This is a genomic window from Streptomyces sp. KM273126 (assembly GCF_004337435.2).
Taxonomy (GTDB): Bacteria; Actinomycetota; Actinomycetes; order Streptomycetales; family Streptomycetaceae; genus Streptomyces; species Streptomyces acidicola.
Genome location: NZ_SJXB02000001.1, coordinates 5157510 through 5180309 on the forward strand (window position 1 = coordinate 5157510; position 22800 = coordinate 5180309).

A 22800-nucleotide genomic window follows, 5' to 3' on the forward strand; every position below is an offset into this window, starting at 1 on the left:
GTCGAAAGTGGGGTCGTCCGCCCGAAGGGCGGGCCGGGCGGCGGCGATGGGGGTGCCCCCGCGCGAGCTCGGGTTCGAGCGTGGGGGAGCGTGCTCTCGGCGTGCCGGGCGGAAGACCCCGTTGATGGACCGGACGTACTTGGGCTTTCGCCCGGCAGGCGCCACTTTCGACACAGGCCCTAGGGGGCGGCTCGTGCGTCGTACGGGCTGAATGCGTGGCGAGGCGCAAGCGTCCACGGGCTCAGGGAGGAGAGGCCCAGCCGGACTCAGGGGGAGAGGCTGAACCGGACCAAACCCTCCCCCCAGACCGCGCGCGAGGTCTCAGTCCCGCGCCCCCGCGATCTCCCCGAGCTGAACAGGACGCCGCTCCAGGCGGGACAGCTCGCACGCCTCGGCGATGCGGAGGGAGTGGAGGGCCGCGCGGCCGTCACACGGGTTGGCCCGCTCACCCCGCACCACCTGCACGAACGCGGCGACCTCCGCCTCGTACGCGAGCGCGAACCGCTCCAGGAACCCGGTCCACGGCTTGTCGGCGGGCGGCGGCCCGGACGGCTCGGTGGATGCGATCGGCGTCCGGTCGTCCAGCCCGACCACGATCGTGTCCAGCTCCCCGGCGAGCTCCATGCGGACGTCGTATCCCGCGCCGTTCTGCCGCGCCGCCGTCACCGTCGCCAGCGTCCCGTCCTCCAGCGTGAGCAACGCCGCGGCCGTACCCACGTCACCCGCCTCACGGAACATCGCCTGCCCCGCATCGGACCCGGTCGCGTACACCTCGGCGACCTCCTGCCCGGTCACCCAGCGCAGGATGTCGAAGTCGTGCACCAGGCCGTCCCGGTAGATCCCACCGGACAGCGGCAGATACGCGGCCGGCGGCGGCTCCTGGTCCGCCGTCGTCGCCCGCACCGTGTGCAGCCGTCCGACCCGGCCGGACCGCAGGGCGTCCCGCGCGTGCGCGTACCCCTCGTCGAAGCGGCGCTGGAACCCCATCTGGAGCACGGTCCCGGCCGCCTCCACCTCGGCCAGCGCGTTCAACGTGCCTTGCAGATCAACGGCGATGGGCTTCTCGCAGAAGACGGGGAGCCCGGAGCGTGCTGCCCGACCGATCAGTTCGGCGTGGGCCGCGGTCGCCGCCGTGATCACCACGGCGTCCACCCCCCAGGTGAAGATCTCGTCGACCCCGGGCGCCGCCGTCTCCCCAAGGCGGTCCGCGAGCTCCTGGGCCCGAGCGGTGTCGACGTCCGTGATGATGAGTGAGCCGACATCACGGTGACGGCTGAGCGTGGTCGCGTGGAACGTACCGATGCGACCAGCGCCTATGAGTCCGATGCGCATGGGAACAAACTGAGGTCGATCACAGCATCGTGTCAATGGTTTGTCCGGACAATCGGACTACACAACTTCCCGTCAACAAGAGCCGGAGCTACGCTCGGGCCGTGCCGAAACCAGAAGTGGACCCGACCGTGTCGCTCCAGCTCAGCGTAGACCGCAGCAGCCCGGTCCCGCTGTACTTTCAGCTGTCCCAGCAACTCGAGGCCGCGATCGAGCACGGAACCCTGACCCCCGGCAGCCTGCTGGGCAACGAGATCGAGCTCGCGGGCCGTCTCGGCCTCTCACGGCCGACCGTACGCCAGGCCATCCAGTCCCTCGTCGACAAGGGCCTCCTGGTGCGCCGGCGCGGTGTCGGCACCCAGGTCGTGCACAGCCAGGTCAAACGCCCACTGGAGCTCAGCAGCCTGTACGACGACCTGGAGGCGGCCGGACAGCGCCCCGCGACCCAGGTGCTCACCAACGCCTTCGCCCCTGCCTCCGCCGAGGTCGCCGCCGCGCTCGGCGTGAGCGAGGGCAGCCAGGTGCACCACGTCGAGCGGCTGCGCCTGGCCCACGGCGAGCCGATGGCGTACCTGTGCAACTTCCTGCCCACCGGGCTCCTCGACCTGGAGAGCGGCCAACTGGAGGCGACCGGCCTGTACCGGCTGATGCGCGCCGCCGGCATCACCCTGCACAGCGCCCGCCAGACCATCGGCGCCCGCGCCGCCACCGCCGTCGAGGGCGACCGCCTCGGCGAACCCGAGGGCGCCCCCCTGCTGACCATGCAACGCACCACGTTCGACGACACGGGAAGAGCGGTCGAATACGGCACCCACACGTACCGCGCGTCCCGCTACTCGTTCGAGTTCCAGCTGCTAGTACGCTCGTGACAAAGCTGGAGGTCTGTGCCACGTAGGGGCGAGCACCCGTGCCTTCAAGGGGCGCGGGGCTGTGACATTGCGCGGCTCCGCCGCGTGGGCGCGACCAGCCCCGACCAACCCGCAGACAAGAACCGGACCTCGCCCCCGCGGCGCCCCCCGCAGCACTCCGCGGCAGCGTACGGCAGAATCGGCGCGATGAGCACCTACCGCGACTTCACCCACCGCGGCTCCGCGCGGGCCACCGTCCTGCGGACCGTGGGAACGCGCGAGCGCCGTTCCCACCTCACCGCACCGCGTGTGCCCACGGTCGGCATCGACATCGGCGGTACGAAGGTGATGGCGGGCGTAGTCGACGCCGACGGCAACATCCTGGAGAAGCTCCGCACGGAGACCCCGGACAAGTCGAAGAGCCCGAAGGTCGTCGAGGACACCATCTGCGAGCTCGTACTGGACCTCTCCGACCGCCACGACGTGCACGCGGTCGGCATCGGCGCGGCCGGCTGGGTCGACGCCGAGCGCAACCGTGTGCTGTTCGCCCCCCACCTCTCCTGGCGCAACGAGCCGCTGCGCGACCGCCTCGCCGGACGCCTCGCCGTGCCCGTCCTGGTCGACAACGACGCCAACGCCGCCGCCTGGGCCGAGTGGCGCTTCGGCGCCGGCCGCGACGAGGACCACCTCGTCATGATCACGCTCGGCACCGGCATCGGCGGAGCCATCCTGGAGGACGGCCAGGTCAAGCGCGGCAAGTACGGTGTCGCGGGCGAGTTCGGCCATATGCAGGTCGTGCCCGGCGGCCACCGCTGCCCGTGCGGCAACCGCGGCTGCTGGGAGCAGTACAGCTCGGGCAACGCGCTCGTCCGCGAGGCCCGGGAGCTGGCCGCCGCCGACTCGCCGGTGGCGTACGGGATCATCGAGCACGTCAAGGGCAACATCTCCGAGATCTCCGGCCCGATGATCACCGAGCTGGCCCGTGAGGGCGACGCGATGTGCATCGAGCTGCTCCAGGACATCGGCCAGTGGCTCGGCGTCGGCATCGCCAACCTCGCGGCGGCCCTCGACCCGTCCTGCTTCGTGATCGGCGGCGGTGTCTCGGCCGCCGACGACCTGCTGATCGCCCCCGCGCGGGACGCCTTCCGCCGCCACCTCACCGGCCGCGGCTACCGGCCCGAGGCCCGTATCGCGCGCGCCCAGCTCGGGCCCGAGGCCGGCATGGTCGGCGCCGCGGACCTCGCCCGGCTCGTCGCCCGCCGTTTCCGCCGCGCCAACCGCCGCCGAGTGGAGCGTTACGAGCGCTACGCGCGGTACGCGGAAGCCCGCCGTACGACCCAGGACTCCGCATGACCCCCTCTCTGCCCCGCCAGACCCCCAACCGGGCGAGCCGCCCAAGCCGCCGGAGGGCCGGCGGCATGTGATCCGCCGCCGCGCGCTGACCCTGCTCATCATCGTGCTGCTCATCGGTGTGCCGGCCGGCTATCTGGTGATCTCCGCCAACCAGAGCCGCGACAGCGGCAAGGACAAGGAGAAGAAGTACTCGGCGACCGGCCTCACCGCGGGCTGGCCCTCCCGAGTCCAGCGCCGCCTCTACCAGGTGCCCATCCCGCCGTACTCGGACCACGTGGCGTACTACGAGACGAACAACTGGAAGACCAGCCGTCTCTACGTCCAGTTCCGCACCAGCAACCGGGGCCTGGACCGGATGCTCGCCGGGGTCGGTGCCGACACCGAGGACCTGGAACGCGGCCAGATCTCCATCGATGCCCGTGACCGGCGGATCGTCGGCTGGGAGTTCACCCGGCCGGGCCCGTGGCTCGGGCTCGTCCGCGAGCGGAAGAACCCGGAGCCCACGCTGGACATCGTCGTGAACCGCTCGAACCCCCGGCACCCTATGGTGTACGTCGTCTCGCGAACGACCCCGTGACAGTCCCCGTGACGGTCACAGTCCCCTGACGCTCCTCCGAAGGGCCCCATGGGCGGCCGCCGGAGCCGTTTGTCAGACCCCGCCCGTAGAGTCGGAGACGTCTGATCCGACTGAGGGGCGGGAGGTGACCGGACGTATGCGGGACGGGGCTGTGGCGACGGCCGAGGGGGCCGCGAGGGCGGCCGCGCCCGGAGCCGACGACGCGCGCGCCGTCTCCGTACGGCTCGCGGCGGTGTTCCTGCCCGCGCCGCTGCCGCGCCAGGGCAGGGTGGCCTTCTGGGACCCGGAGGGCGGTGCCGGGTCTCCCTTCGCCGGGCGTCCGGAGAGTGGTGCCGGTGCCGGTGCCGGTGCCGGTGCCGGTGCCGGTGGCGGTGGCGGGCGGTCCAGCGGTCCCGGACAGTTCGCCCATGACGCCGAGCTCACCGTCGTACGGCGGCACGGCGCCGGAGTCCGCAGGGCCACCGTGCCCGCGGTGAGCCTGCCGCTCGGCGAGGCTCTGCCACTGCTCGCCCGGGCCCGCCGTGACCCCGCCGCGCATCCCGCCACGGCCTGCTGGGGTGCCGCCGCGCTGCACGCCCTGCGGCTCGTCGCGCGCGGGCGGCTGCTGCCGGGACTGACCGCCCAGGGGCACGACGCGTGGCGGGCGGGACCGCTCGACCCGGACGACATCGCGCATCTGAGAGCGGTGGCGGCGGCCCTCCCGTACGAAGGCCACGCCGTCCCCCTCCCCGGGAAGGGACCACTGCGCCTGCCGGAGCCGGAGGCGCTGATGCGGTCCTTCCTGGACGCGGTGGCCGACACGCTGCCCCGGACCCCGGCCGCGCCGTACACCTCGGGGAAGCCGTTCGCGGCCACCGGTCCGCAGCGCCTGCCCGGTGCGCGGGACTGGGCGGCGGAGGTCGCCGCGGGCATGGACGCGGGCGTACGGATCTCGCTGCGGCTCGACCTGTCGGCGCACGACCTCTTCGACGACGGTGAGGGCGCACGGCGGGCCGGTGCGGCCGTCGTACAGGTGCACAGCCTCGCCGACCCCACCCTCGTCGCCGACGCGGCCGCGCTGTGGGCGGGAGACGCTGGAAACGCCGCCGACGCCCTCGGTCCACGCGCACGTGTGGACGCCGCCCTCGCCGTCCGCCGGGCGGCCCGTGTCTGGCCGCCCCTGGAGAGGCTCTCCGAGCAGGACGTGCCGGACGTCCTCGCCCTCTCCGAGGAGGAGCTGTACGACCTGCTGGGCGTCGCGGCCACCCGGCTCGGCGCGGCCGGCGTCGCAGTGCACTGGCCCCGGGACCTGGCGCAGGACCTGAGCGCGGCGGCCGTGGTCCGGCCCGCCCCCGGCTCGGCCACGGACGGCACGGGTTTCTTCGAGAGCGAGGAACTGCTGCAGTTCCGCTGGCAGTTGGCACTGGGCGGCGATCCGCTCACCGAGGCCGAGATGGACGCCCTGGCCGAGGCCCACCGACCGGTCGTCCGGCTGCGGGACCAGTGGGTGCTCGTCGACCCGGCCCTCGTCCGCAAGGCCCGTCAGCGCGAGCTCGGCCTGCTGGACCCGGTCGGCGCGCTCTCCATGGCGCTCACCGGCAGCGCGGAGGTCGACGGGGAGACGGTGGAGGCGGTGCCGGTGGGCACACTGGCCGTGCTGCGGGACCGGCTCACGACCGGAGTGGAGACCGTCGAGCCCCCGCCCGGACTGGCCGCCCGCCTGCGCGACTACCAGCTCCGGGGCCTGGCCTGGCTCGACCTCATGACCACCCTCGGCCTCGGCGGCTGCCTCGCCGACGACATGGGCCTCGGCAAGACGATCACCGTCATCGCGCTGCATCTGCGCCGCGCCCGCCGCGAGCCGACCCTCGTCGTCTGCCCGGCGTCCCTGCTGGGCAACTGGCAGCGGGAGATCACCCGTTTCGCACCCGGCGTCCCGGTCCGCCGCTACCACGGCCCGGACCGCACCCTGGGCGACCTGGACGGCGGCTTCGTCCTCACCACCTACGGCACGATGCGGTCGGCGGCACCCAGGCTGGCCGACCAGTCCTGGGGGATGGTCGTCGCCGACGAGGCACAGCACGTCAAGAACCCGTACTCGGCGACCGCGAAGGCGCTGCGGACGATCCCCACGCCCGCGCGCGTGGCCCTCACGGGCACACCGGTCGAGAACAACCTCTCGGAGCTCTGGGCCCTGCTCGACTGGACGACACCGGGCCTGCTGGGTCCCCTCAAGTCCTTCCGCGCCCGCCACGCGCGCGCTGCGGAGAACGGCGAGAACGGCATGGACGGGGCGGCGGTCGAGCGCCTCGCCCGCCTGGTCCGCCCCTTCCTCCTCCGCCGCAAGAAGTCGGACCCCGGCATCGTCCCGGAACTCCCGCCGAAGACGGAGACGGACCACCCGGTGCCGCTGACCCGCGAACAGGCCGCGCTGTACGAGGCGGTGGTGCGCGAGTCGATGCTGGTGATCGAGACGACGGAGGGCATCGCACGCCGGGGCCTGGTGCTCAAGCTCCTGGGCGCGCTCAAGCAGATCTGCGACCATCCCGCGCTCTACCTGAAGGAGGAGCCCCAGGGGCAGCAACCGGGGACCGACCGTCTCCAGGCCCGCTCCGGCAAACTCGCCCTGCTGGACGAGCTCCTGGACACCCTCCTCTCGGAGGACGGCTCGGCCCTGGTCTTCACCCAATACGTGGGCATGGCCCGGCTGATCACCGCACACCTCTCCACGCGCGCGATCCCCGTGGAGCTCCTGCACGGCGGCACCCCGGTCAAGGACCGCGAGCGGATGGTGGACCGCTTCCAGAGCGGAGCCACCCCGGTCCTGGTCCTCTCCCTCAAGGCGGCGGGCACGGGCCTGAACCTCACCCGCGCGGGCCATGTGATCCACTTCGACCGCTGGTGGAACCCGGCCGTCGAGGAGCAGGCCACCGACCGCGCCTACCGCATCGGCCAGACACAGCCCGTCCAGGTCCACCGCCTCATCACCGAGGGCACCGTCGAGGACCGCATCGCCGAGATGCTGGAGTCCAAACGAGCCCTCGCCGAGGCCGTCCTCGGCTCCGGCGAGTCGGCCCTGACCGAGCTGACGGACCGCGAGTTGTCCGACCTGGTGTCACTGCGGAGGACGTCATGAACGGGGACGTCGAGCGCCCTGCCGACGCCGCTCGCCGGGCGCTGCGCGCCGCGCGGGAACGGGACGCCCGGGAACGGGACGCCCGGGAATGCGATGTCCGGGAACGCGATGAACGCGAAGCCCAGTCGTCTACCGAGCAGGAAGTTTCACCCTCCCCGCACGGTGGCGGCCGCGCGGCGCCCGACGAGCCGGCGGCCCAGGAGGCACGGCCGGGTGACGTGGCGAGGGAGGCGCTACGGCGGGCCGTACGGGGGGAGCCGGTGCAGCGGGACACGGAGGGCCCCGAAGAGCCACGGGCGGAAGGGCACACCGTCGAGCGGTCCGCCACCCCCTCCCCGCGCCCCGGCGACATCGCCCGCGAGGCCCTGCGTGCGGCCCGGCAGGTGCGCTCGGAAGCCAAGGACGAGGAGGCCAGGCCGACGCGTCGCACCACCGGTCCCGCGTCGCCCCGTTCCCGAGCGAGGCGAAGCCCGGGAAGCCAGGAACGAGGCGGCCCCGTCCGGGAGCTGCGGGAACTGCTCGCGGGCTCCTTCGAGCCGCCCGCCGCACACGAGCCGGGTGAGGCAACGCTCCAAACCCCCCAGCGGCACGATGCACCACGGCATCACGACGCACCACGGCCGCACGACGTACCCGCTTCCCACACCTCCGCACCCCACGCCACACCCCCCACCGCACCTCACGTCCCCCGCTCCATGGCCGCCCCCGCCCGGGACAGCGAACTGCGCCGCACCTTCGCCGCCTTCCCGCCGCGTTCCCCGGCGCCCGGCGACACCGGCCGGTTCGCCGGGACCTGGTGGGGCAACGCCTGGGTGACCGCGCTGGAGGAGGGCGCCCTGGACGCGGCACGGCTCGCGCGGGGGCGGGCTTACGCCCAGCAGGGGCATGTGGACGCGATCACCGTCACCCCCGGGCTCGTGCTCGGTTACGTCCGGGGGAGCCGACCCCGGCCGTATCGCACGCAGGCGCGGCTGCGGACGCTCTCCGACGCCGACTGGGACCGCTTCCTGGACGCGGCGGCCGAACGGCCGGGGCACATCGCCGCGTTGCTCGACAAGGAGATGCCCCAGTCGCTCGCCGAGTGCGGTGTACGGCTGCTGCCCGGCCCCGGCGACCTCGAACCGCACTGCAGCTGCCCCGACTCCGGCCACCCCTGCAAGCACGCGGCCGCGCTCTGCTACCAGACGGCACGGCTGCTGGACGAGGACCCCTTCGTCCTGCTCCTCCTGCGCGGCCGGGGAGAGCGCGAGCTGCTCGACGCGCTGTCCCGGCTGAGCGCCGCCCGCGCGGCCCGCGCCGCCCAGGACCAGGACCCCGAGCCCCTGCCCGGCGTCCGCGCCACCGAAGCCCTCGCCCCCGGACCCTGCCACCGCTCCCCGCGCCGCTGCCCCCACCCCCGCACCCGGAGCAGCCCCCGGTCTACCCGGGCGCACCGGGCGGCCCGGACCCGTTCGCACTGGACCAGCTGGCCACCGACGCGGCCGCCCGCGCTCACGCGCTGCTCACCACCGGCCGCGACCCGGTCGCCGAACTCACGCTCTGGCAGGACGCGGTACGGCTCGCCGCCGCACGCCCCGGCTCCGGCCTCACCGCCGGCACCCGCGCCCTCTACTCCTCACTGGCCACCGCCACCGGCCGCACCCCGGCCGACCTGGCCCGAGCGGTCGCCGCCTGGCGGCAGGGCGGGCCGGAGGGGCTCGCCGTCCTCGAAGAGCCCTGGGACCCGCCCGCGGGCCGCTTCGACCGCGCCCGACCGCTTCTCCTCGCCGCCGACCTGCCCGCCTTCCGCCCTCGGCGTAACCACCTCACCCACCCGCACGGCCACATCCAGCTCCGCCTGGGCCGGGACGGCCTCTGGTACGCGTACGAGTCGGAACCGGGCCGCGAGGACTGGTGGCCCAGAGGCACCCCCGACCTGGACCCGGTGGGCGCCCTGACGGGCCTGGGAGCGGCCGGCGACGTGTGAGGGCCGCGATCGCGCCCTGGCCCACGGTCCACTCGCCGGCGGCCGGTCACTCCCGTGAACGTACTTCCCGTGGCCCCCGCCGCGTACGCGAAGCCCGTACACCAGGTGAAGGAGGTGTGAGGGTCCACTGGTGAAGTTCGGGGTCCCCGTGTGGAGAGTGGGGGTCCCGGGACGGAGGACTTGCGCGGGGACGTTAGCGTGGAGCGGTGAGTGAGACGCAGACGCCAGCCCTCCAGTACCGCTTGGACGGTCCGGAAGACGCCCCGGTCCTCATCCTCGGCCCCTCGCTCGGCACGACGTGGCACATGTGGGACCGCCAGGTGCCGGAGCTGTCCAAGCAATGGCGGATTTTCCGCTTCGACCTGCCGGGGCACGGTGGCGCGCCCGCCTACCCGGCCGGTTCCGTCACCGAGCTGGCGAGCCGCCTGCTCGCCACGCTCGACGAACTCGGTGTGCAGCGCTTCGGCTACGCGGGTTGCGCGCTCGGCGGCGCCGTCGGGATGGAGCTCGCGTTGCGCCACCCCGAGCGCATCGCCTCCCTCGCGCTGATCGCGGCCTCGCCCCGCTTCGGCACGGCCGACGAGTTCCGGCAGCGTGGAGTGATCGTCCGGACGAACGGCCTCGACCCCATCGCCCGTACGTCACCCGAGCGCTGGTTCACCGGGGGATTCGCGGCCGCGCAGCCCGCGATCACCGAGTGGGCCGTGCAGATGGTGCGCACCACCGACCCCGGCTGCTACATCGCGGCCTGCGAGGCGCTCGCCGCGTTCGACGTGCGGGCCGAACTCGGCCGCGTCGGCGTCCCCACCCTCGTCCTCGTCGGCTCCGACGACCAGGTCACCGGGCCCGCCGAGGCCCGCACCCTGGTCGCCGGGATTCCGGACGCCCGCCTCGCCGTCGTCCCCGGCGCCTCGCACCTCGTCCCCGTGGAGCAGCCCGCCGCGGTCACGGACCTGCTCGTACGGCACTTCTCGTCCGCCTGGCAGCCCGCGTACGACTCGACCACCGGCCAGATCGCGATCCCGGCCGCCCCGGTCAAGCCGGCCCTGGTGCCGTCGCAGCCCGGGCCCGTCGCCGAGATCGCCCCGGCCAAGGTCCAGCCGGAGGCGGAGGGAAGACCGGACCCGTACGACGCGGGCCTCAAGGTCCGCCGCGAGGTGCTCGGCGACGCGCACGTCGACCGGGCGCTGGCCTCGGCGGACGAGTTCTCCGGGGACTTCCAGGAACTCATCACCCGGTACGCGTGGGGCGAGGTCTGGAACCGGCCCGGCCTCGACCGGCGCTCCCGCAGCTGCGTCACCCTGACCGCCCTCGTCGCGGGCGGTCACCTCGAAGAGCTCGCCTTCCACACCCGCGCGGCCCTGCGCAACGGCCTCACCCCGGTCGAGATCAAGGAGGTCCTCCTCCAGGCGGCGGTGTACTGCGGGGTACCGGCGGCGAACAGCGCGTTCAAGGTGGCCCAGCAGGTCATCCGCGAGGAGACGACCCCCCAGGAGTGAGCCACGGGCGGTCCGGCCCGCCCGCCGGGGCAGGATGGGCCCATGAAGCTCACGAAGAAGTCGCACGCCTGCGTCCGTCTGGAGAAGGACGGACGCACGCTCGTCATCGACCCGGGCGGTTTCAGCGAGGAGGACGCCGCGGTCGGCGCGGACGCGATCCTGGTCACACACGAGCACCCCGACCACTTCGACGAGGCGCGGCTCCGGGCGGGCCTGGAGGGAGACCCGGCCGCCGAGATCTGGACCCTCAGGTCCGTCGCCGAGAAGATCTCCGCCGCGTTCCCGGGCCGTGTGCACACCGTCGGCCACGGCGACACGTTCACCGCCGCGGGCTTCGACATCCAGGTCCACGGCGAACTCCACGCCGTCATCCACCCCGACATCCCGCGGATCACCAACGTCGGCTACCTCGTCGACGGCGGCCGTGTCTTCCACCCCGGCGACGCCCTCACCGTCCCCGACCACGCGGTCGAGACGCTGATGCTCCCGGTCATGGCCCCCTGGAACAAGATCTCAGAGGTCATCGACTACGTCAGGGAGGTCGGGCCGCAGCGCGCGTACGACATCCACGACGCCCTGCTCACCGACCTGGCCCGCCCGATCTACGACAACCAGATCGGCGCCCTGGGCGGCGCGGAGCACCTGCGGCTGGCCCCCGGAGCGTCGGCGGAGCTCTGAGGCGGTCGGTGTCCTCAAGGCGGGGTCCCCTGGTCACCGGCCCCGGACCGCGTTGTCGGACCCTCCGGGTAGGTTGTGGGACATGCGCATCGCGACCTGGAACGTGAACTCGATCACCGCCCGCCTGCCCAGGCTCCTGGCCTGGCTGGAGAGCAGCGGCACGGACGTGCTGTGCCTCCAGGAGGCGAAGATCGCCGAGGCGGGCTTCCCGTTCGACCAGCTGCGCGAGTTGGGCTACGAGGCGGCGGTCCACGCGACCGGCCGGTGGAACGGAGTGGCGGTGATCTCCCGCGTCGGCCTCGACGACGTCGTCAAGGGCCTGCCCAAGGACCCCGGCTACGAGGGCGCGGAGGAACCCCGCGCCATCTCCGCGACGTGCGGCCCGGTCCGCGTCTGGTCGGTCTACGTGCCGAACGGCCGCGAGGTGGACCACCCCCACTACGCGTACAAGCTCCAGTGGTTCGAGGCCCTCAAGGCGGCCGTGGCGGGCGACGCGGCGGGCAGCCGCCCCTTCGCGGTCCTGGGCGACTACAACGTGGCACCGACGGACGACGACGTCTACGACGTGACCGCCTTCGAGGGCTCCACCCACGTCACCCCCGCAGAGCGCGCCGCCCTGGCCTCCCTGAGGGAGTCCGGCCTCTCCGACGTGGTCCCGCGCCCCTTGAAGTACGACCACCCGTTCACGTACTGGGACTACCGCCAGCTCTGCTTCCCCAAGAACCGCGGCATGCGCATCGACCTGGTGTACGCCAACGAGCCGTTCACGAAGGCCGTGAAGGACGCGTACGTGGACCGCGAGGAGCGCAAGGGCAAGGGCGCCTCGGACCACGCGCCGGTGGTGGTGGACCTGGACGTGTAGCGCCTGGAGAGCTGACGTGCAGCCCTCGGAGGCCCTAGAGCAGCTTCAGATCCACCGAGTCGGCCAGGGCCGCCAGCCCCGCGTCGCCGGGGTGCAGATGGTCCCCGCTGTCGTAGACGGGCAGCATCCGCGAGGGGCGCTCCGGGTCGCGCAGCACCGCGTCGAAGTCGAGCACGCCGTCGAAGTCGTCCGCATCCCGGATCCACGCGTTCACCGCGGAGCGCTCCGCGTCCACGGCCTCCGTGCACCGCGCCTCGCCCTCGCACGGCGCGATCGTCGCGGCCAGCACCCGCAGCCCCCGCTCATGCCCCCGGGCCGCGATCTCGCGCAGTCCCGTGATGACCTGGTCCGCCGTGGTGCCCCAGCGGACGTCGTTGACACCCTGGAAGACGACGACGGTACGGGCGGAGGTCTGGGCGAGGACATCGCGGTCGAGGCGGTGCAGGGCGCTGACCCCGCCCGTATCGGTCGAGACCCCGTCGCCCGGGTAGCGGTCGGTGACCACACGGTTCGCCGAGATGCCGTGGTTGAGAACCCCGTAAGCCGGCACGGCGTTGTGCCGCGGGCCCTGCCGCAGCAGCCGCCGCGCGAGCACGTCGGACCAGCGGCGGTTGGCGTCGGGCGTGGACTTCTCGCCGTCGGTGATCGAGTCGCCGAGCAGCACCACGGACCCCGGACCGCCGCCCACGTCCACACCGGTCAGCAGCGGCCACGAGGTGATCGTCGAGGTGTAGGCCGCCGCCGATCCGTCGCCCGCGTGATCGCCCGGTTCGCTGACGTACGAGGTCTGCAGGGCCAACCGGTGCACGGGCGCCGCCGTGACCGTCCCCGGCAGATGGAAGCTGACGAGGAGTCCCGCGTTCGCCGGCACCTCGAAGCCGAGCGGATCGCTGAACGCCTGTGCCCCCGCCGGGATCTCGGTCCCCGCGGTGCCCCGGAACGACAGCGGTACGGGCGCGCTCCGCGCGGCAGCCCCCTCGGCCTGCACGGCCACGGTCGCGCTCCCGATCCGGACCGGCGCCGCCGCGAACGTGTTGTCGAGCCGGATGCGGACCCGGGGCCCGCCCGCGGAGGTGTGCACCGCGAGCCGCAGCGTCCGGTCGGTCCACGGCCCGACGGCCGTGTAGCCGGAGGAAGAGGCGGCCCAACTCCCGGTCCAGTCACGGGCCGTGGGCCGCACCGCCAGCGAGAAGACATGCAGGGCGGGGTTGCGCGGCAGCGACACCGACGAGACCTCACGCCCGCGCGTGACCGGCACCGTCACCACGTACAGCCGTGCCTTCTCGGCGAGCCGGCCGCCCGGCGTGTTGATGTGCGGCAGCGCCACCGCCTTGGTGGCGAGCGGCCCGGTGCGCCAGTCGGAGGCGGTCAGACGGTACGCGGAACGCGTGCCGTCCGCGTACCGCACCGTGCCCGTGCCACCCGTCTCGGTACCGTTTGTGCCCGCGACGAGGAACGCGAGCGCGTCGCCGCGCCCCCGCACCCGTACGGACTGCCCGTCGGCGCGCACGTTGTCCGGCTCGCCCGCCGCCCGGCGCGGCCAGGTCAGGCGCGCGCCCTGCACCGTCAGCGAGCGGCCGGGCGTCCAGCCCGCGGCCGCCAGGTCCTGGGCCGACAGCGAGGCGCCGGAACCGTCGAAGTCCGCCTCGCCCGGCCTGGCGTCGTCGCTGACCGCCCTGTTGTCGAAGTGCCGCTCCAGCGGAAGCGGGCCGCCGCCGGCGGTGTCGGAGGCCCGGGCGGACGCGACCGGCGAGACCGCCGCCAGCAGACCGAGGACGACAGCCGTACCCCACACGCGTCGACGCACTCGCGACCCCTCTTCCTGACCACCGAGGTGACAGTTGCGCCCTGAAGCTAAAGAGGTGTCAGAGACCCGTCAATGAGGCGTGCGCGAACTGCGGGCGAACTCCACGGGAACGGACGGCTCCGCGCGCCTGTGGTGCGCCGGTGCGCGTGAGTGCGACGCTGGTGGTATGAACATCTCTTTCCTGGGCAACTGGCGCAAGAAGCACGGTCCCGCCTGCGGCGTCGCGGTGTTCTCCGGCGGTGACGTCGATCACGAGGGGATCGCGGAGCTCCTCGCCGAGTGCGAGCTGCTGCGCTCACAGGCGGAGGACGCGGGGGTCGAACTCGACGACACCGCCGCCGCGCTGGAGGCACTCGACCAGATGGTGCCGCGGTGGCGCGACGACGAGGAAATGCTGCCGTGGCTGGGGAACGACGCGGGGCTCTACCTCGGCACCGTCATCGTGCGCACGGTCCCCGGAGCGGGCTGGACGATTCTGCCGAGCGGCCGGCCCGTGGTGCGGCTGGCCACGGGCCGGGAGATCGACGTGGTCGCCACCGGCCACGCATGGGCGGCCCACGGGGCGCCGCAACTCTCGCAGCTCTATGCCGAGGTGGCGGAGGGATAGCGCCGGGCCTCGCGCCCGCCCTCGTGCCTGTCCCCGCTCATGGCCCGGTCACCAGGCCTTCCTTCCGTAAATACGGCTAACTCGTGATCGATGCGTGTCGCATATCAAGTCCGTTCCTGTCCGGATAGTTTGCGGGTTCGGCGACACAGGCGAGGGCGGGCAGGGTGGGACATGCCACTGAGCGGGGGAGCGGACTTCATGACAGGACGCCCGTCGGCCGATGGCGGTGAGGGCCCCGGTACGGTCGAACACCCCGCCTTCATCCATGAGTCGGTCGACTACGATGTGCCGTTCACCCCCGTTCGGGACCCGGGACCGTAGGGGGAGGGCAGCAGCTCACAAGGCCAGGCCCGCCCGGTGGCAGCCGGAGATCACTGCTCGCGCAGCGGCACCGACACATAGGAGGTACCGCGCCGCGGTGAGGAGAAGGTCAGCTGCGCGCCGGACGGGTTGTGCTCGACGGAGAGCGGGTCGACCGTGTCGACGACGAGGGCGGCATGGTGACCTGACGGAACGTCGTAAGCCATGGACAACAGCTCCCGGCCGACGCCGGACGGCTTGCCGGGCGTGTGCCCGAGGAAGGTGTACGGCGCGTTGCTGACCAGCCTGCCGAGGCCGGGCGGCCCCACGTCGCAGAGGTGTGCGACGAGGGTGCCGCTCTCCTCGGTGCCGGTGGCCATCGTGTGCGACGTGTCGGTTCCCCGTACCAGGGCCCCGGAAATCTATGAGGCGCGGTGTGAGTTGCGCGGAACCACCGCCGGTATCGGGGTCTGAGCCGCCTTCGTCACATCGGCCACCAGCTCGACCACGTCGGGGCCGTACGCCTGCGAGTTCACCACCTTCAGCAGCAGGACGAAGGTGCTGTTGCCGTGTTTGCGGGCCAGTCGCTCGTGGTTGCGGGACAGATAGCGGGTCGCGGCCTGGGTGGTGACCGCGCGCTGGCCGCAGAACAGGAAGACCGGGCGGGCCGTGTTGCCCTGGTCCGCGGTGAGCCGGGCGAGGAGGACGTACTCGGTGCGGCCGGCCTCCAGTCGGTACTGTTCCTTGCCGATCAGGAAGGCGCCCCGGTCCGGGCCGGGATCGGGGTCGGAGTTCACCTGGACGCCCGGCAGCAGGGACGCCAGATGGGCCGCCATGCGGCGGTTCGGGGCCGGGTGGCCCACGCAGAACTCCGTGCGCTCCCCGAAGCCCTGCTGGGCCGCGTCGTGCGCGACGATCTGCGAGTGCGCGCCGCAGTCGTTGATGAGCGCGGAGAGTTCGAGCAGCGCGGAAACATCGTGACGTGTCACCGTCAGGTCCGGGCCGCCAGTGGCCTCGCGGTTGACCACCAGCAGCGACTCGGCGTTGTCGGGCAAACCGAAGAAGGCCTGCTTGCGTTTGAGCTTCCGCTTCCACAGATAGCTCCGGGCGGTCCAGCCCAGCGCGGCGGCGATGCCCGCCACGATCACGTTCAGGACGATGTCGGTCACTTCGGCATTCATGGGCGCGCATGCTAGCCCCTGTCGTCAAACTCCCTCCCCCACTGCCTTGAGGGCGTGCGAGGTGCCCCCAGCCCCGCGGCGCCAAGTAGCTCCCTCACTGCCTCAAGGGCATGGCGCACCTACGCAGACATCAGCCTCCCCCACTCTCGGCCTCGCTCGACCGGGAAGTACCCCATCGCGGCGGGCGCGAGGCCCGGCCTGCGGGCGGACGACGGGAATGTGACGACAGGGCCCAGCGGGCCTTCCCCAACGCTGTCCGGGGGCGCCCTGACGCGCCCATGGCAACCGGGTTACGCTGCGCGGACGGTCGTCAACTGGAGGTAGCGGATGACTCGCCCTGTCGCACGGAGACTGGCGGTTCTGGCGGTTTCGGCCGCGGTGATGTCGGTGGGGGCAGCGGCGCCGCCCTCCGCCGGGCAGAACGGCGTCGAGAAGGAGCCCGTGGCCGTCGGCCACGGCGGCGCCGTGGCGAGCGTCGACCCGGACGCCTCGGCCGCCGGCATCGAGGTGCTGCGCGGCGGCGGCAACGCCGTCGACGCGGCGGTCGCCACGGCAGCCGCCCTGGGCGTCACCGAGCCGTACTCGGCGGGCATCGGCGGAGGCGGCTACTTCGTCTACTACGACGCCGCCTCCCGCACGGTGCACACCATCGACGGCCGCGAGACAGCGCCCCTGACCGCCGACGAGAACCTGTTCGTGGAGGACGGGAAGGCGATCCCCTTCGCCGACGCGGTCAGCAGCGGTCTGAGCGTCGGTACGCCCGGCACCCCCGCCACCTGGCAGACGGCGCTGGACAGTTGGGGCAGCAAGCGGCTCGGCACCCTGCTGAAGCCCGCCGAACGGCTCGCCCGCGACGGGTTCACCGTCGACGAGACCTTCCGCTCGCAGACCGCGTCCAACGAGACCCGGTTCCGGTACTTCCCGGACACGGCCGAGCTGTTCCTGCCGGGCGGCGAGCTGCCGGTCGTCGGCTCCACCTTCAAGAACCCCGATCTGGCCCGTACGTACGAGGAACTGGGCCGCAAGGGCGCCGGCGCCCTGTACCGCGGCAAGCTGGCCCACGACATCGTCGACACCGTGAACGAGCCGCCGGTGGACCCGCAGGCCGGCTACACCGCCCGCCCCGGCGACCTGTCGCTGAAGGACCTGTCCGCGTACCGCACCAAGCGCCAGGCACCCACGAAGACCTCGTACCGCGGCCTCGACGTGTACGCGATGGCGCCCTCCTCGTCGGGCGGCACGACCGTCGGCGAGGCGCTCAACATCCTTGAGGGCACGGACCTGTCGAAGGCCAGTGACACCCAGTACCTGCACCGCTACATCGAGGCCAGCCGGATCGCGTTCGCCGACCGCGGGCGCTGGGTGGGCGACCCCGCCTTCGAGGACGTACCGACGAAGGAGCTGGTCTCGCAGAAGTACGCCGACGCGCGTGCGTGCCTGATCAAGGACGACGCGGTGCTCACCAGCCCGGTCGCGCCCGGCGACCCGCGCAACCCGGCGAAGTGCGACACGAGCGGTACGGCGGCCCCGACGACGTACGAGGGTGACAGCACCACCCACCTCACCGTGGCCGACAAGTGGGGCAACGTCGTCTCGTACACGCTCACCATCGAGCAGACCGGCGGCAGCGCCATCACCGTCCCGGACCGCGGCTTCATCCTCAACAACGAGCTGACGGACTTCTCCTTCACCCCGGCCAGCCCGGCCGTCCACGACCCGAACCTGCCGGGTCCGGGCAAGCGGCCGCGCTCGTCGATGTCGCCGACGATCGTCCTGGACAAGCACGGCAAGCCCGTGGTGGCGCTCGGTTCGCCGGGCGGCGCGACCATCATCACGACGGTCCTGCAGACGCTGACCGGCTTCCTCGACCGAGGCCTGCCGCTGGTCGACGCGATCGCCGCGCCGCGCGCCAGCCAGCGCAACCAGACCACCACCGAAATCGAACCGGGCCTGTGGACCAGTCCACGGAAGGCCGAACTGGAAGCCATCGGCCACGGCTTCCGGCAGAACGCGGAGATCGGCGCCGCGACCGGCGTCCAGCGCCTGCCGAACGGCAAGTGGCTGGCCGCCGCCGAGACGGAACGACGCGGCGGCGGCTCGGCGATGGTGGTGAGCCCGGCGCCGTAGCCGCGGCCGGGCCCAACCACCCGGCCCTCCTCGGCCCGGGGCGTGACCGGGCTCGCCCGATCAGCTCCCGGTGTCCGGGCCCGAGACCGGGGCGGGCGGCGGCGTGTCGAACGTCAGCCGCCCGTCCTCGGCGCCCACCAGCACCCGGCCGCCCGCCGAGATGCGCCCGTCGAGGAGCAGCCGCGACAGATGGTTGTCGACCTCCCGCTGGATGGTGCGGCGCAGCGGGCGGGCCCCGTACTCGGGCTCGTGGCCGTGGCGCGCCAGCCAGTCCACGGCCCCCTCGGTGAACTCGATCGTGACGCCCTGCGCGTGCAGGCGGCGCCGGGTCTGCTCCAGCAACAGGTCGGTGATGCGCCGCAGCTGCTGGTCGGTGAGCTGGCGGAAGACGACGATCTCGTCGACGCGGTTGAGGAACTCCGGGCGGAAGTGCTCGCGCAGCGGACGCAGGATCCGCTCGCGCCGCGCCTCCTCGTCGGCCTCGGCGCCGCCCGCGGCGAAACCCAGACCGGAACCGCGCCGGGCGATCGCCTCGGAGCCCAGGTTGCTGGTCATCACGATGACGGTGTGGGCGAAGTCCACGGTCCGGCCCTGGGCGTCGGTGAGCCGCCCGTCGTCGAGGACCTGCAGCAGGATGTTGAAGACGTCCGGGTGGGCCTTCTCCACCTCGTCCAGCAACAGCAGCGAGTACGGGTGGCGGCGCACGGTCTCGGTGAGCTGACCCGCCTCCTCGTGACCGACGTAACCGGGCGGCGCGCCGACCATGCGGCTCACGGTGTGCCGCTCCTGGTACTCGCTCATGTCGAGGCGCACCATCCGCTCCTCGCTGCCGAACAGCGCCTCCGCGAGCGCGCGGGCCAGCTCCGTCTTGCCCACGCCGGTCGGGCCGAGGAAGAGGAAACTGCCGATCGGCCGGTCGGGGCTGGCCAGACCGGCCCGCGAGCGCAGGATCGCGTCGGACACCGCGCTCACCGCCTCGTCCTGCCCGATGACCCGCTGGTGCAGATGCTCCTCCAGGCCGAGCAGACGTTCCTTCTCCTCCTGGGTGAGGCTGCTGACGGGAATGCCGGTCTGGCGGGAGACCACCTCGGCGACGTCCTCGGCGGTCACCTCCAGGTGCTGCCCGTCGTCGGTCGAGCGCACCTCGGTCCCGGCGTCGCCGACCTTCTGCTTCAGCTCGCCGATACGGTCGCGCAACTGTGTGGCCTGCTCGTACTGCTCGCCCGCGACCGCCTGGTCCTTGTCCCGGGTCAGCTGCTCGATCTCGCGCTCCAGGGACCGTACGTCGGTGCCCTTCGTGCCGGCGCGCAGCCGCACGCGGGCGCCCGCCTGGTCCATCAGGTCGATGGCCTTGTCCGGGAGCTGCCGGTCGGCGAGGTAGCGGTCGGACAGCTCCACGGCCGCCACCAGCGCCTCGTCGGTGTAGCGGACCTGGTGGTGGGCCTCGTAGCGGTCGCTGAGGCCCCGCAGGATCTCCAGGGCGTCCGCGACGGTCGGCTCGGGAACCAGGATCGGCTGGAAGCGGCGGGCGAGGGCCGCGTCCTTCTCGATGCGGCGGAACTCCTCCAGCGTCGTGGCGCCCACGATGTGCAGCTCGCCGCGTGCCAGGGCCGGCTTGAGGATGTTGGCCGCGTCCATCGCGCTGCTCTCGCCGGCGCCGGTGCCGACCACGGTGTGCATCTCGTCGATGAACACGATCAGCTGGTCGGAGTGCGTCCGGACCTCGTCGACGATGTTCGTCAGCCGCTCCTCGAAGTCACCGCGGAAGCGGGTCCCGGCGACCACGCCCGACAGGTCCAGGGCGACCACGCGGCGGCCCGCCAGGACATCCGGCACGGCCCCGTCGGCGATGCGCTGGGCGAGCCCCTCCACGATCGCCGTCTTGCCGACGCCCGCCTCACCGATCAGCACCGGGTTGTTCTTGCCGCGCCGGGACAGCACCTCCACGGTCTGCTCGATCTCCTCGTCCCGGCCGATCACGGGGTCGATACGGCCCTGCCGGGCGAGCTCGGTCAGATCGCGGCCGTACTTGTCGAGCGTCGGGGTGGGGCCGCGCTGCTGGCGGTCGGGGCGCGTCTGGACGCCCGGCGGGTAGCCCGCCGCCGACGACTCCGGTGCCTCGGACGGCAGCGAGGGGGGCGTGATGCGGGCGGCGTTCAGGATGTGCCCGGCCGCCGAGTCGGGGTTGGCTGCCAGGGCGGTGAGGACGTGCTCGGGGCCGATGTAGCCGGTGCCTCTGACCCGGGCCAGCTCGTGGGCGTCCAGGAGGGCCCGTTTGACCGCGGGAGTCAGGGAGAGCGACGCGGGCGACGGGCCGTTGCCCGGTTGCTGTCCGCCCGGACCGATGCGTTCGTCGATCTCGGTGGCCAGTGAGTCGGGATTGGCGCCGGCACCGGCCAGCAGACTTCGGGTGGGCTCGATGGCGACCGCGGCGCGCAGCAGGTGCTGGGTGTCGAGGTCGCTGCTGCCGTGGTCGGCCGCGTACGTGGCCGCGTCGGCGATCAGCTGCCGGGCCTGCCTGCTCATCAGCCGTCCGATGTCGACGCGCTGGGGGTGCGGCCCGCTGAAGAAGCGTGCCAGGAACTCTCCGAAGGGGTCCGGGCCGTAGCCCTGCGGACCGGGGAAGCCGCTGGTCATGGCCATCCGTTCCGGGGCCCGCTGCCGGTCCGGAGCGACCCCGGGGAAGCGCAGCCACGTCCCCGCGCCGCCCGGCACGCTCCCCCACTGCCCTAAGGGCGTGGGAGGTGCCCCCACTCGCCGCACCGGCCAAAGGCCCAAGTGGCTCTTCCCCCAGTCTCAACTCCGTTCGACCGGGGGCACCCCCATCGAGGACCTTCGTCCGGCACGCCGAGGGCACGCACCGGCTGCGACACAAGCCGCTGCCGCGGCGGGCGCGGGAACGCACCCGCGCTTCCCCGGACCCGCTTGGCGTCCCGGCCCCGGGCACCCTCGCCATCGAGGTGTTCGTTCGGCTCGCGAGTGCCCGATCACCCCGGGGTTACACCTGAACGCGCATGGTCTTGGAGACATGGCCACCGCACACCCGCACCGGAAACTCGACCGCGCCCCGGCGGTGCCCTGGCCACGCCCCGGCGGTGCCCCGACCGCACCCCGGCGGCGCTCACCGCTCGGTGAGAATCCGCAGCCCCGAGTCCGTGATCGCCACCGTGTGCTCCGCATGGGCCGCCCGCGAGCCGTCGTTCGTACGCAGAGTCCAGCCGTCCGTCGCCTCGTGGTACCCGTCGCCGCCCCCACCGATGAGCATGGGCTCGATGGCCAGCACCATCCCGTGGCGCAGCCGCATCCCACGGCCGGGCTGGCCCTCGTTCGGCACCGGCGGGTCCTCGTGCATACGGCGGCCGATGCCGTGGCCGCCGAAGCCGTCCGGGATGCCGTATCCGGCCGCGCGGCACACCGAGCCGATGGCGTGCGAGATGTCGCCGATGCGGTTGCCGACCACCGCGGCGCCGATGCCCGCCGCCAGCGCGCGCTCGGCCGTCTCGACCAGCCGCAGGTCGGCGACGCACGGCCTGCCGACTACGAAGCTGATCGCCGAGTCGCCGGCCCAGCCACCGAGCTCGGCACCGCAGTCGATGGACACCAGGTCGCCGTCCCGCAGCCGGTACCCCGTCGGGATGCCATGCACGATCGCGTCGTTGACCGAGGCGCAGATCACCGCCGGGAAGGGCGTGAGCGCGAAGGAGGGGCGGTAGCCGAGAAACGGCGACCCCGCGCCCGCCTGACGCAGCACCTCCCGCGCCACCTCGTCCAGTTCGAGGAGCGAGACCCCCACTTCCGCGGCCTTCCGCACCGCTGTGAGCGCCTGTCCGACGACCTGTCCCGCTTCGTGCATCGCGTCGATCGAAGCGTCCGTCTTGAGTTCCACCATGCCAATTACTGTACCGGCTGAACCCAATTACTATACCGATTGGGGGTTCGTTACCGATGGGGCTCGGCGGGCGGGGGTCGGTATTAGAATGGGGGAATGGTTCGCAACCCCCTGACCCCCGAAGAGCGTGAGCGCGGCGAGCGGCTCGGGAGGTTGCTCCGTGAGGCCCGTGGTGACCGGAGCATGGTCGAGATCGCCGCAGCCGCCGGGATCTCCGCCGAGACCCTCCGCAAGATCGAGACCGGCCGCGCCCCGACGCCGGCCTTCTTCACGGTGGCGGCGCTGGCCCAGGTGCTCGGTCTTTCGATGGACACCCTCGTCGGCCGTTGCGCGCCGGCTGCTGCCTAGGTCCTGTCGTCCAGGTCCTGCCCTCCAGGCCCTGCCGTCCGGGCCCTGTCGTCGAACTCCCGGCTTCCCGTCGCCCGCCCCAAGTGCGGGTCCCGCGTCCGCCCCGCAGCGGGCGATGCATGAATAGGTCACGCACAGGTATCAGTTGACCCCGCAGAGCACACTGCGCCCGTTCTGAAAACTCTTCGTAGCAGCCCCGTAACACGACTGGTGTTTTCTACGGCACCGAAGCACTCCAGTCTGGCGGGAGCCGAGCAATGGCTGTGGACCAACTCCCAGGGCAGGTGAGGGAGTTCGCGAGCTACCTGAACAAG

General features: G+C 72.8%; 14 protein-coding genes and 3 pseudogenes. 11 read left to right on the top strand and 6 right to left on the bottom strand.

The features are described 5' to 3' along the window. Positions 1–321: 321 nt before the first annotated feature. Entirely contained in the window at positions 322–1332 is a 1011-nt protein-coding gene (locus E0500_RS22025; RefSeq protein WP_131571299.1) for a Gfo/Idh/MocA family oxidoreductase, read from the bottom strand. A 128-nt stretch (positions 1333–1460) separates the two neighbouring features. Here E0500_RS22025 and E0500_RS22030 point away from each other — a divergent pair, with 128 nt between their 5' ends. From E0500_RS22030 to E0500_RS22065, 8 genes and pseudogenes are all read left to right on the top strand, one after another. Beyond that, entirely contained in the window at positions 1461–2198 is a 738-nt protein-coding gene (locus E0500_RS22030; protein ID WP_181587261.1) for a GntR family transcriptional regulator, read from the top strand. 186 nt (positions 2199–2384) lie between these two features. Continuing rightward, positions 2385–3530, top strand: a complete 1146-nt coding sequence (locus E0500_RS22035; protein ID WP_131571302.1) for an ROK family glucokinase — start codon at positions 2385–2387, stop codon at positions 3528–3530. Continuing rightward, a pseudogene (locus E0500_RS22040) lies at positions 3527–4107 on the top strand (sugar kinase). Before E0500_RS22035 ends, E0500_RS22040 begins: the two are co-directional and overlap by 4 nt. Positions 4108–4243: 136 nt before the next feature. Further along, entirely contained in the window at positions 4244–7222 is a 2979-nt protein-coding gene (locus E0500_RS22045; RefSeq protein ID WP_131571317.1) for a DEAD/DEAH box helicase, read from the top strand. Between the two features lie 218 nt (positions 7223–7440). After that, a pseudogene (locus E0500_RS44005) lies at positions 7441–9188 on the top strand (SWIM zinc finger family protein). A gap of 206 nt (positions 9189–9394) precedes the next feature. Beyond that, a complete protein-coding gene (pcaC, locus tag E0500_RS22055; RefSeq protein WP_131571948.1) occupies positions 9395–10687 on the top strand; it encodes a 4-carboxymuconolactone decarboxylase in 1293 nt (430 codons plus the stop codon). A 42-nt stretch (positions 10688–10729) separates the two neighbouring features. Continuing rightward, complete coding sequence (locus E0500_RS22060) at positions 10730–11365, top strand: MBL fold metallo-hydrolase (RefSeq protein ID WP_131571949.1); 636 nt, start codon at positions 10730–10732, stop codon at positions 11363–11365. 82 nt (positions 11366–11447) lie between these two features. Continuing rightward, positions 11448–12227 carry an exodeoxyribonuclease III gene (locus tag E0500_RS22065; RefSeq protein WP_131571950.1) on the top strand — a complete coding sequence of 260 codons (780 nt, stop codon included), beginning with the start codon at positions 11448–11450 and terminating at the stop codon, positions 12225–12227. 34 nt (positions 12228–12261) lie between these two features. On the opposite strand, the gene E0500_RS22070 is transcribed toward E0500_RS22065, so the two are convergent. Next, entirely contained in the window at positions 12262–14034 is a 1773-nt protein-coding gene (locus E0500_RS22070; protein ID WP_131571951.1) for an SGNH/GDSL hydrolase family protein, read from the bottom strand. Positions 14035–14200: 166 nt separating this feature from the next. Here E0500_RS22070 and E0500_RS22075 point away from each other — a divergent pair, with 166 nt between their 5' ends. Beyond that, positions 14201–14641, top strand: coding sequence for a DUF6278 family protein (locus E0500_RS22075; RefSeq protein ID WP_131571952.1), 441 nt, complete (start codon positions 14201–14203; stop codon positions 14639–14641). 371 nt (positions 14642–15012) lie between these two features. Here the strand turns inward: E0500_RS22075 and E0500_RS22080 are convergent. Together E0500_RS22080 and E0500_RS22085 are read right to left on the bottom strand one after the other, a co-directional pair. Continuing rightward, positions 15013–15348 (bottom strand): annotated as a pseudogene (locus tag E0500_RS22080) (acyl esterase); the annotation flags it as partial. Between the two features lie 15 nt (positions 15349–15363). Continuing rightward, positions 15364–16122 carry a hypothetical protein gene (locus E0500_RS22085; RefSeq protein ID WP_165935230.1) on the bottom strand — a complete coding sequence of 253 codons (759 nt, stop codon included), beginning with the start codon at positions 16120–16122 and terminating at the stop codon, positions 15364–15366. Between the two features lie 327 nt (positions 16123–16449). Here E0500_RS22085 and ggt point away from each other — a divergent pair, with 327 nt between their 5' ends. Continuing rightward, the gene (gene ggt, locus E0500_RS22090) at positions 16450–18249 is read left to right on the top strand and encodes a gamma-glutamyltransferase (protein ID WP_131571236.1); all 1800 of its coding nucleotides are present in this window, start codon (positions 16450–16452) and stop codon (positions 18247–18249) included. A gap of 60 nt (positions 18250–18309) precedes the next feature. Here the strand turns inward: ggt and E0500_RS22095 are convergent, their stop codons facing one another. Both E0500_RS22095 and map read right to left on the bottom strand, forming a co-directional pair. Next, the gene (locus E0500_RS22095) at positions 18310–20886 is read right to left on the bottom strand and encodes an ATP-dependent Clp protease ATP-binding subunit (RefSeq protein WP_131571233.1); all 2577 of its coding nucleotides are present in this window, start codon (positions 20884–20886) and stop codon (positions 18310–18312) included. A gap of 484 nt (positions 20887–21370) precedes the next feature. Beyond that, a complete protein-coding gene (gene map, locus E0500_RS22100; RefSeq protein WP_131571230.1) occupies positions 21371–22138 on the bottom strand; it encodes a type I methionyl aminopeptidase in 768 nt (255 codons plus the stop codon). A 96-nt stretch (positions 22139–22234) separates the two neighbouring features. Between map and E0500_RS22105 the strand changes: the two genes are divergently transcribed. Next, the gene (locus tag E0500_RS22105) at positions 22235–22486 is read left to right on the top strand and encodes a helix-turn-helix domain-containing protein (RefSeq protein WP_131571228.1); all 252 of its coding nucleotides are present in this window, start codon (positions 22235–22237) and stop codon (positions 22484–22486) included. Positions 22487–22800 lie beyond the last annotated feature (314 nt).

Excerpts from the sequence above, each read along its gene's own strand:
- E0500_RS22075 (WP_131571952.1), top strand. The coding sequence starts at position 14,201 with ATGAACATCTCTTTCCTGGGCAACTGGCGCAAGAAGCACGGTCCCGCC.
- E0500_RS22085 (WP_165935230.1), bottom strand. The coding sequence starts at position 16,122 with ATGAATGCCGAAGTGACCGACATCGTCCTGAACGTGATCGTGGCGGGC.
- E0500_RS22025 (WP_131571299.1), bottom strand. The coding sequence starts at position 1,332 with ATGCGCATCGGACTCATAGGCGCTGGTCGCATCGGTACGTTCCACGCG.
- ggt (WP_131571236.1), top strand. The coding sequence starts at position 16,450 with ATGACTCGCCCTGTCGCACGGAGACTGGCGGTTCTGGCGGTTTCGGCC.
- E0500_RS22105 (WP_131571228.1), top strand. The coding sequence starts at position 22,235 with ATGGTTCGCAACCCCCTGACCCCCGAAGAGCGTGAGCGCGGCGAGCGG.
- map (WP_131571230.1), bottom strand. The coding sequence starts at position 22,138 with ATGGTGGAACTCAAGACGGACGCTTCGATCGACGCGATGCACGAAGCG.
- E0500_RS22065 (WP_131571950.1), top strand. The coding sequence starts at position 11,448 with ATGCGCATCGCGACCTGGAACGTGAACTCGATCACCGCCCGCCTGCCC.
- E0500_RS22035 (WP_131571302.1), top strand. The coding sequence starts at position 2,385 with ATGAGCACCTACCGCGACTTCACCCACCGCGGCTCCGCGCGGGCCACC.
- E0500_RS22060 (WP_131571949.1), top strand. The coding sequence starts at position 10,730 with ATGAAGCTCACGAAGAAGTCGCACGCCTGCGTCCGTCTGGAGAAGGAC.
- E0500_RS22045 (WP_131571317.1), top strand. The coding sequence starts at position 4,244 with ATGCGGGACGGGGCTGTGGCGACGGCCGAGGGGGCCGCGAGGGCGGCC.
- E0500_RS22095 (WP_131571233.1), bottom strand. The coding sequence starts at position 20,886 with ATGACCAGCGGCTTCCCCGGTCCGCAGGGCTACGGCCCGGACCCCTTC.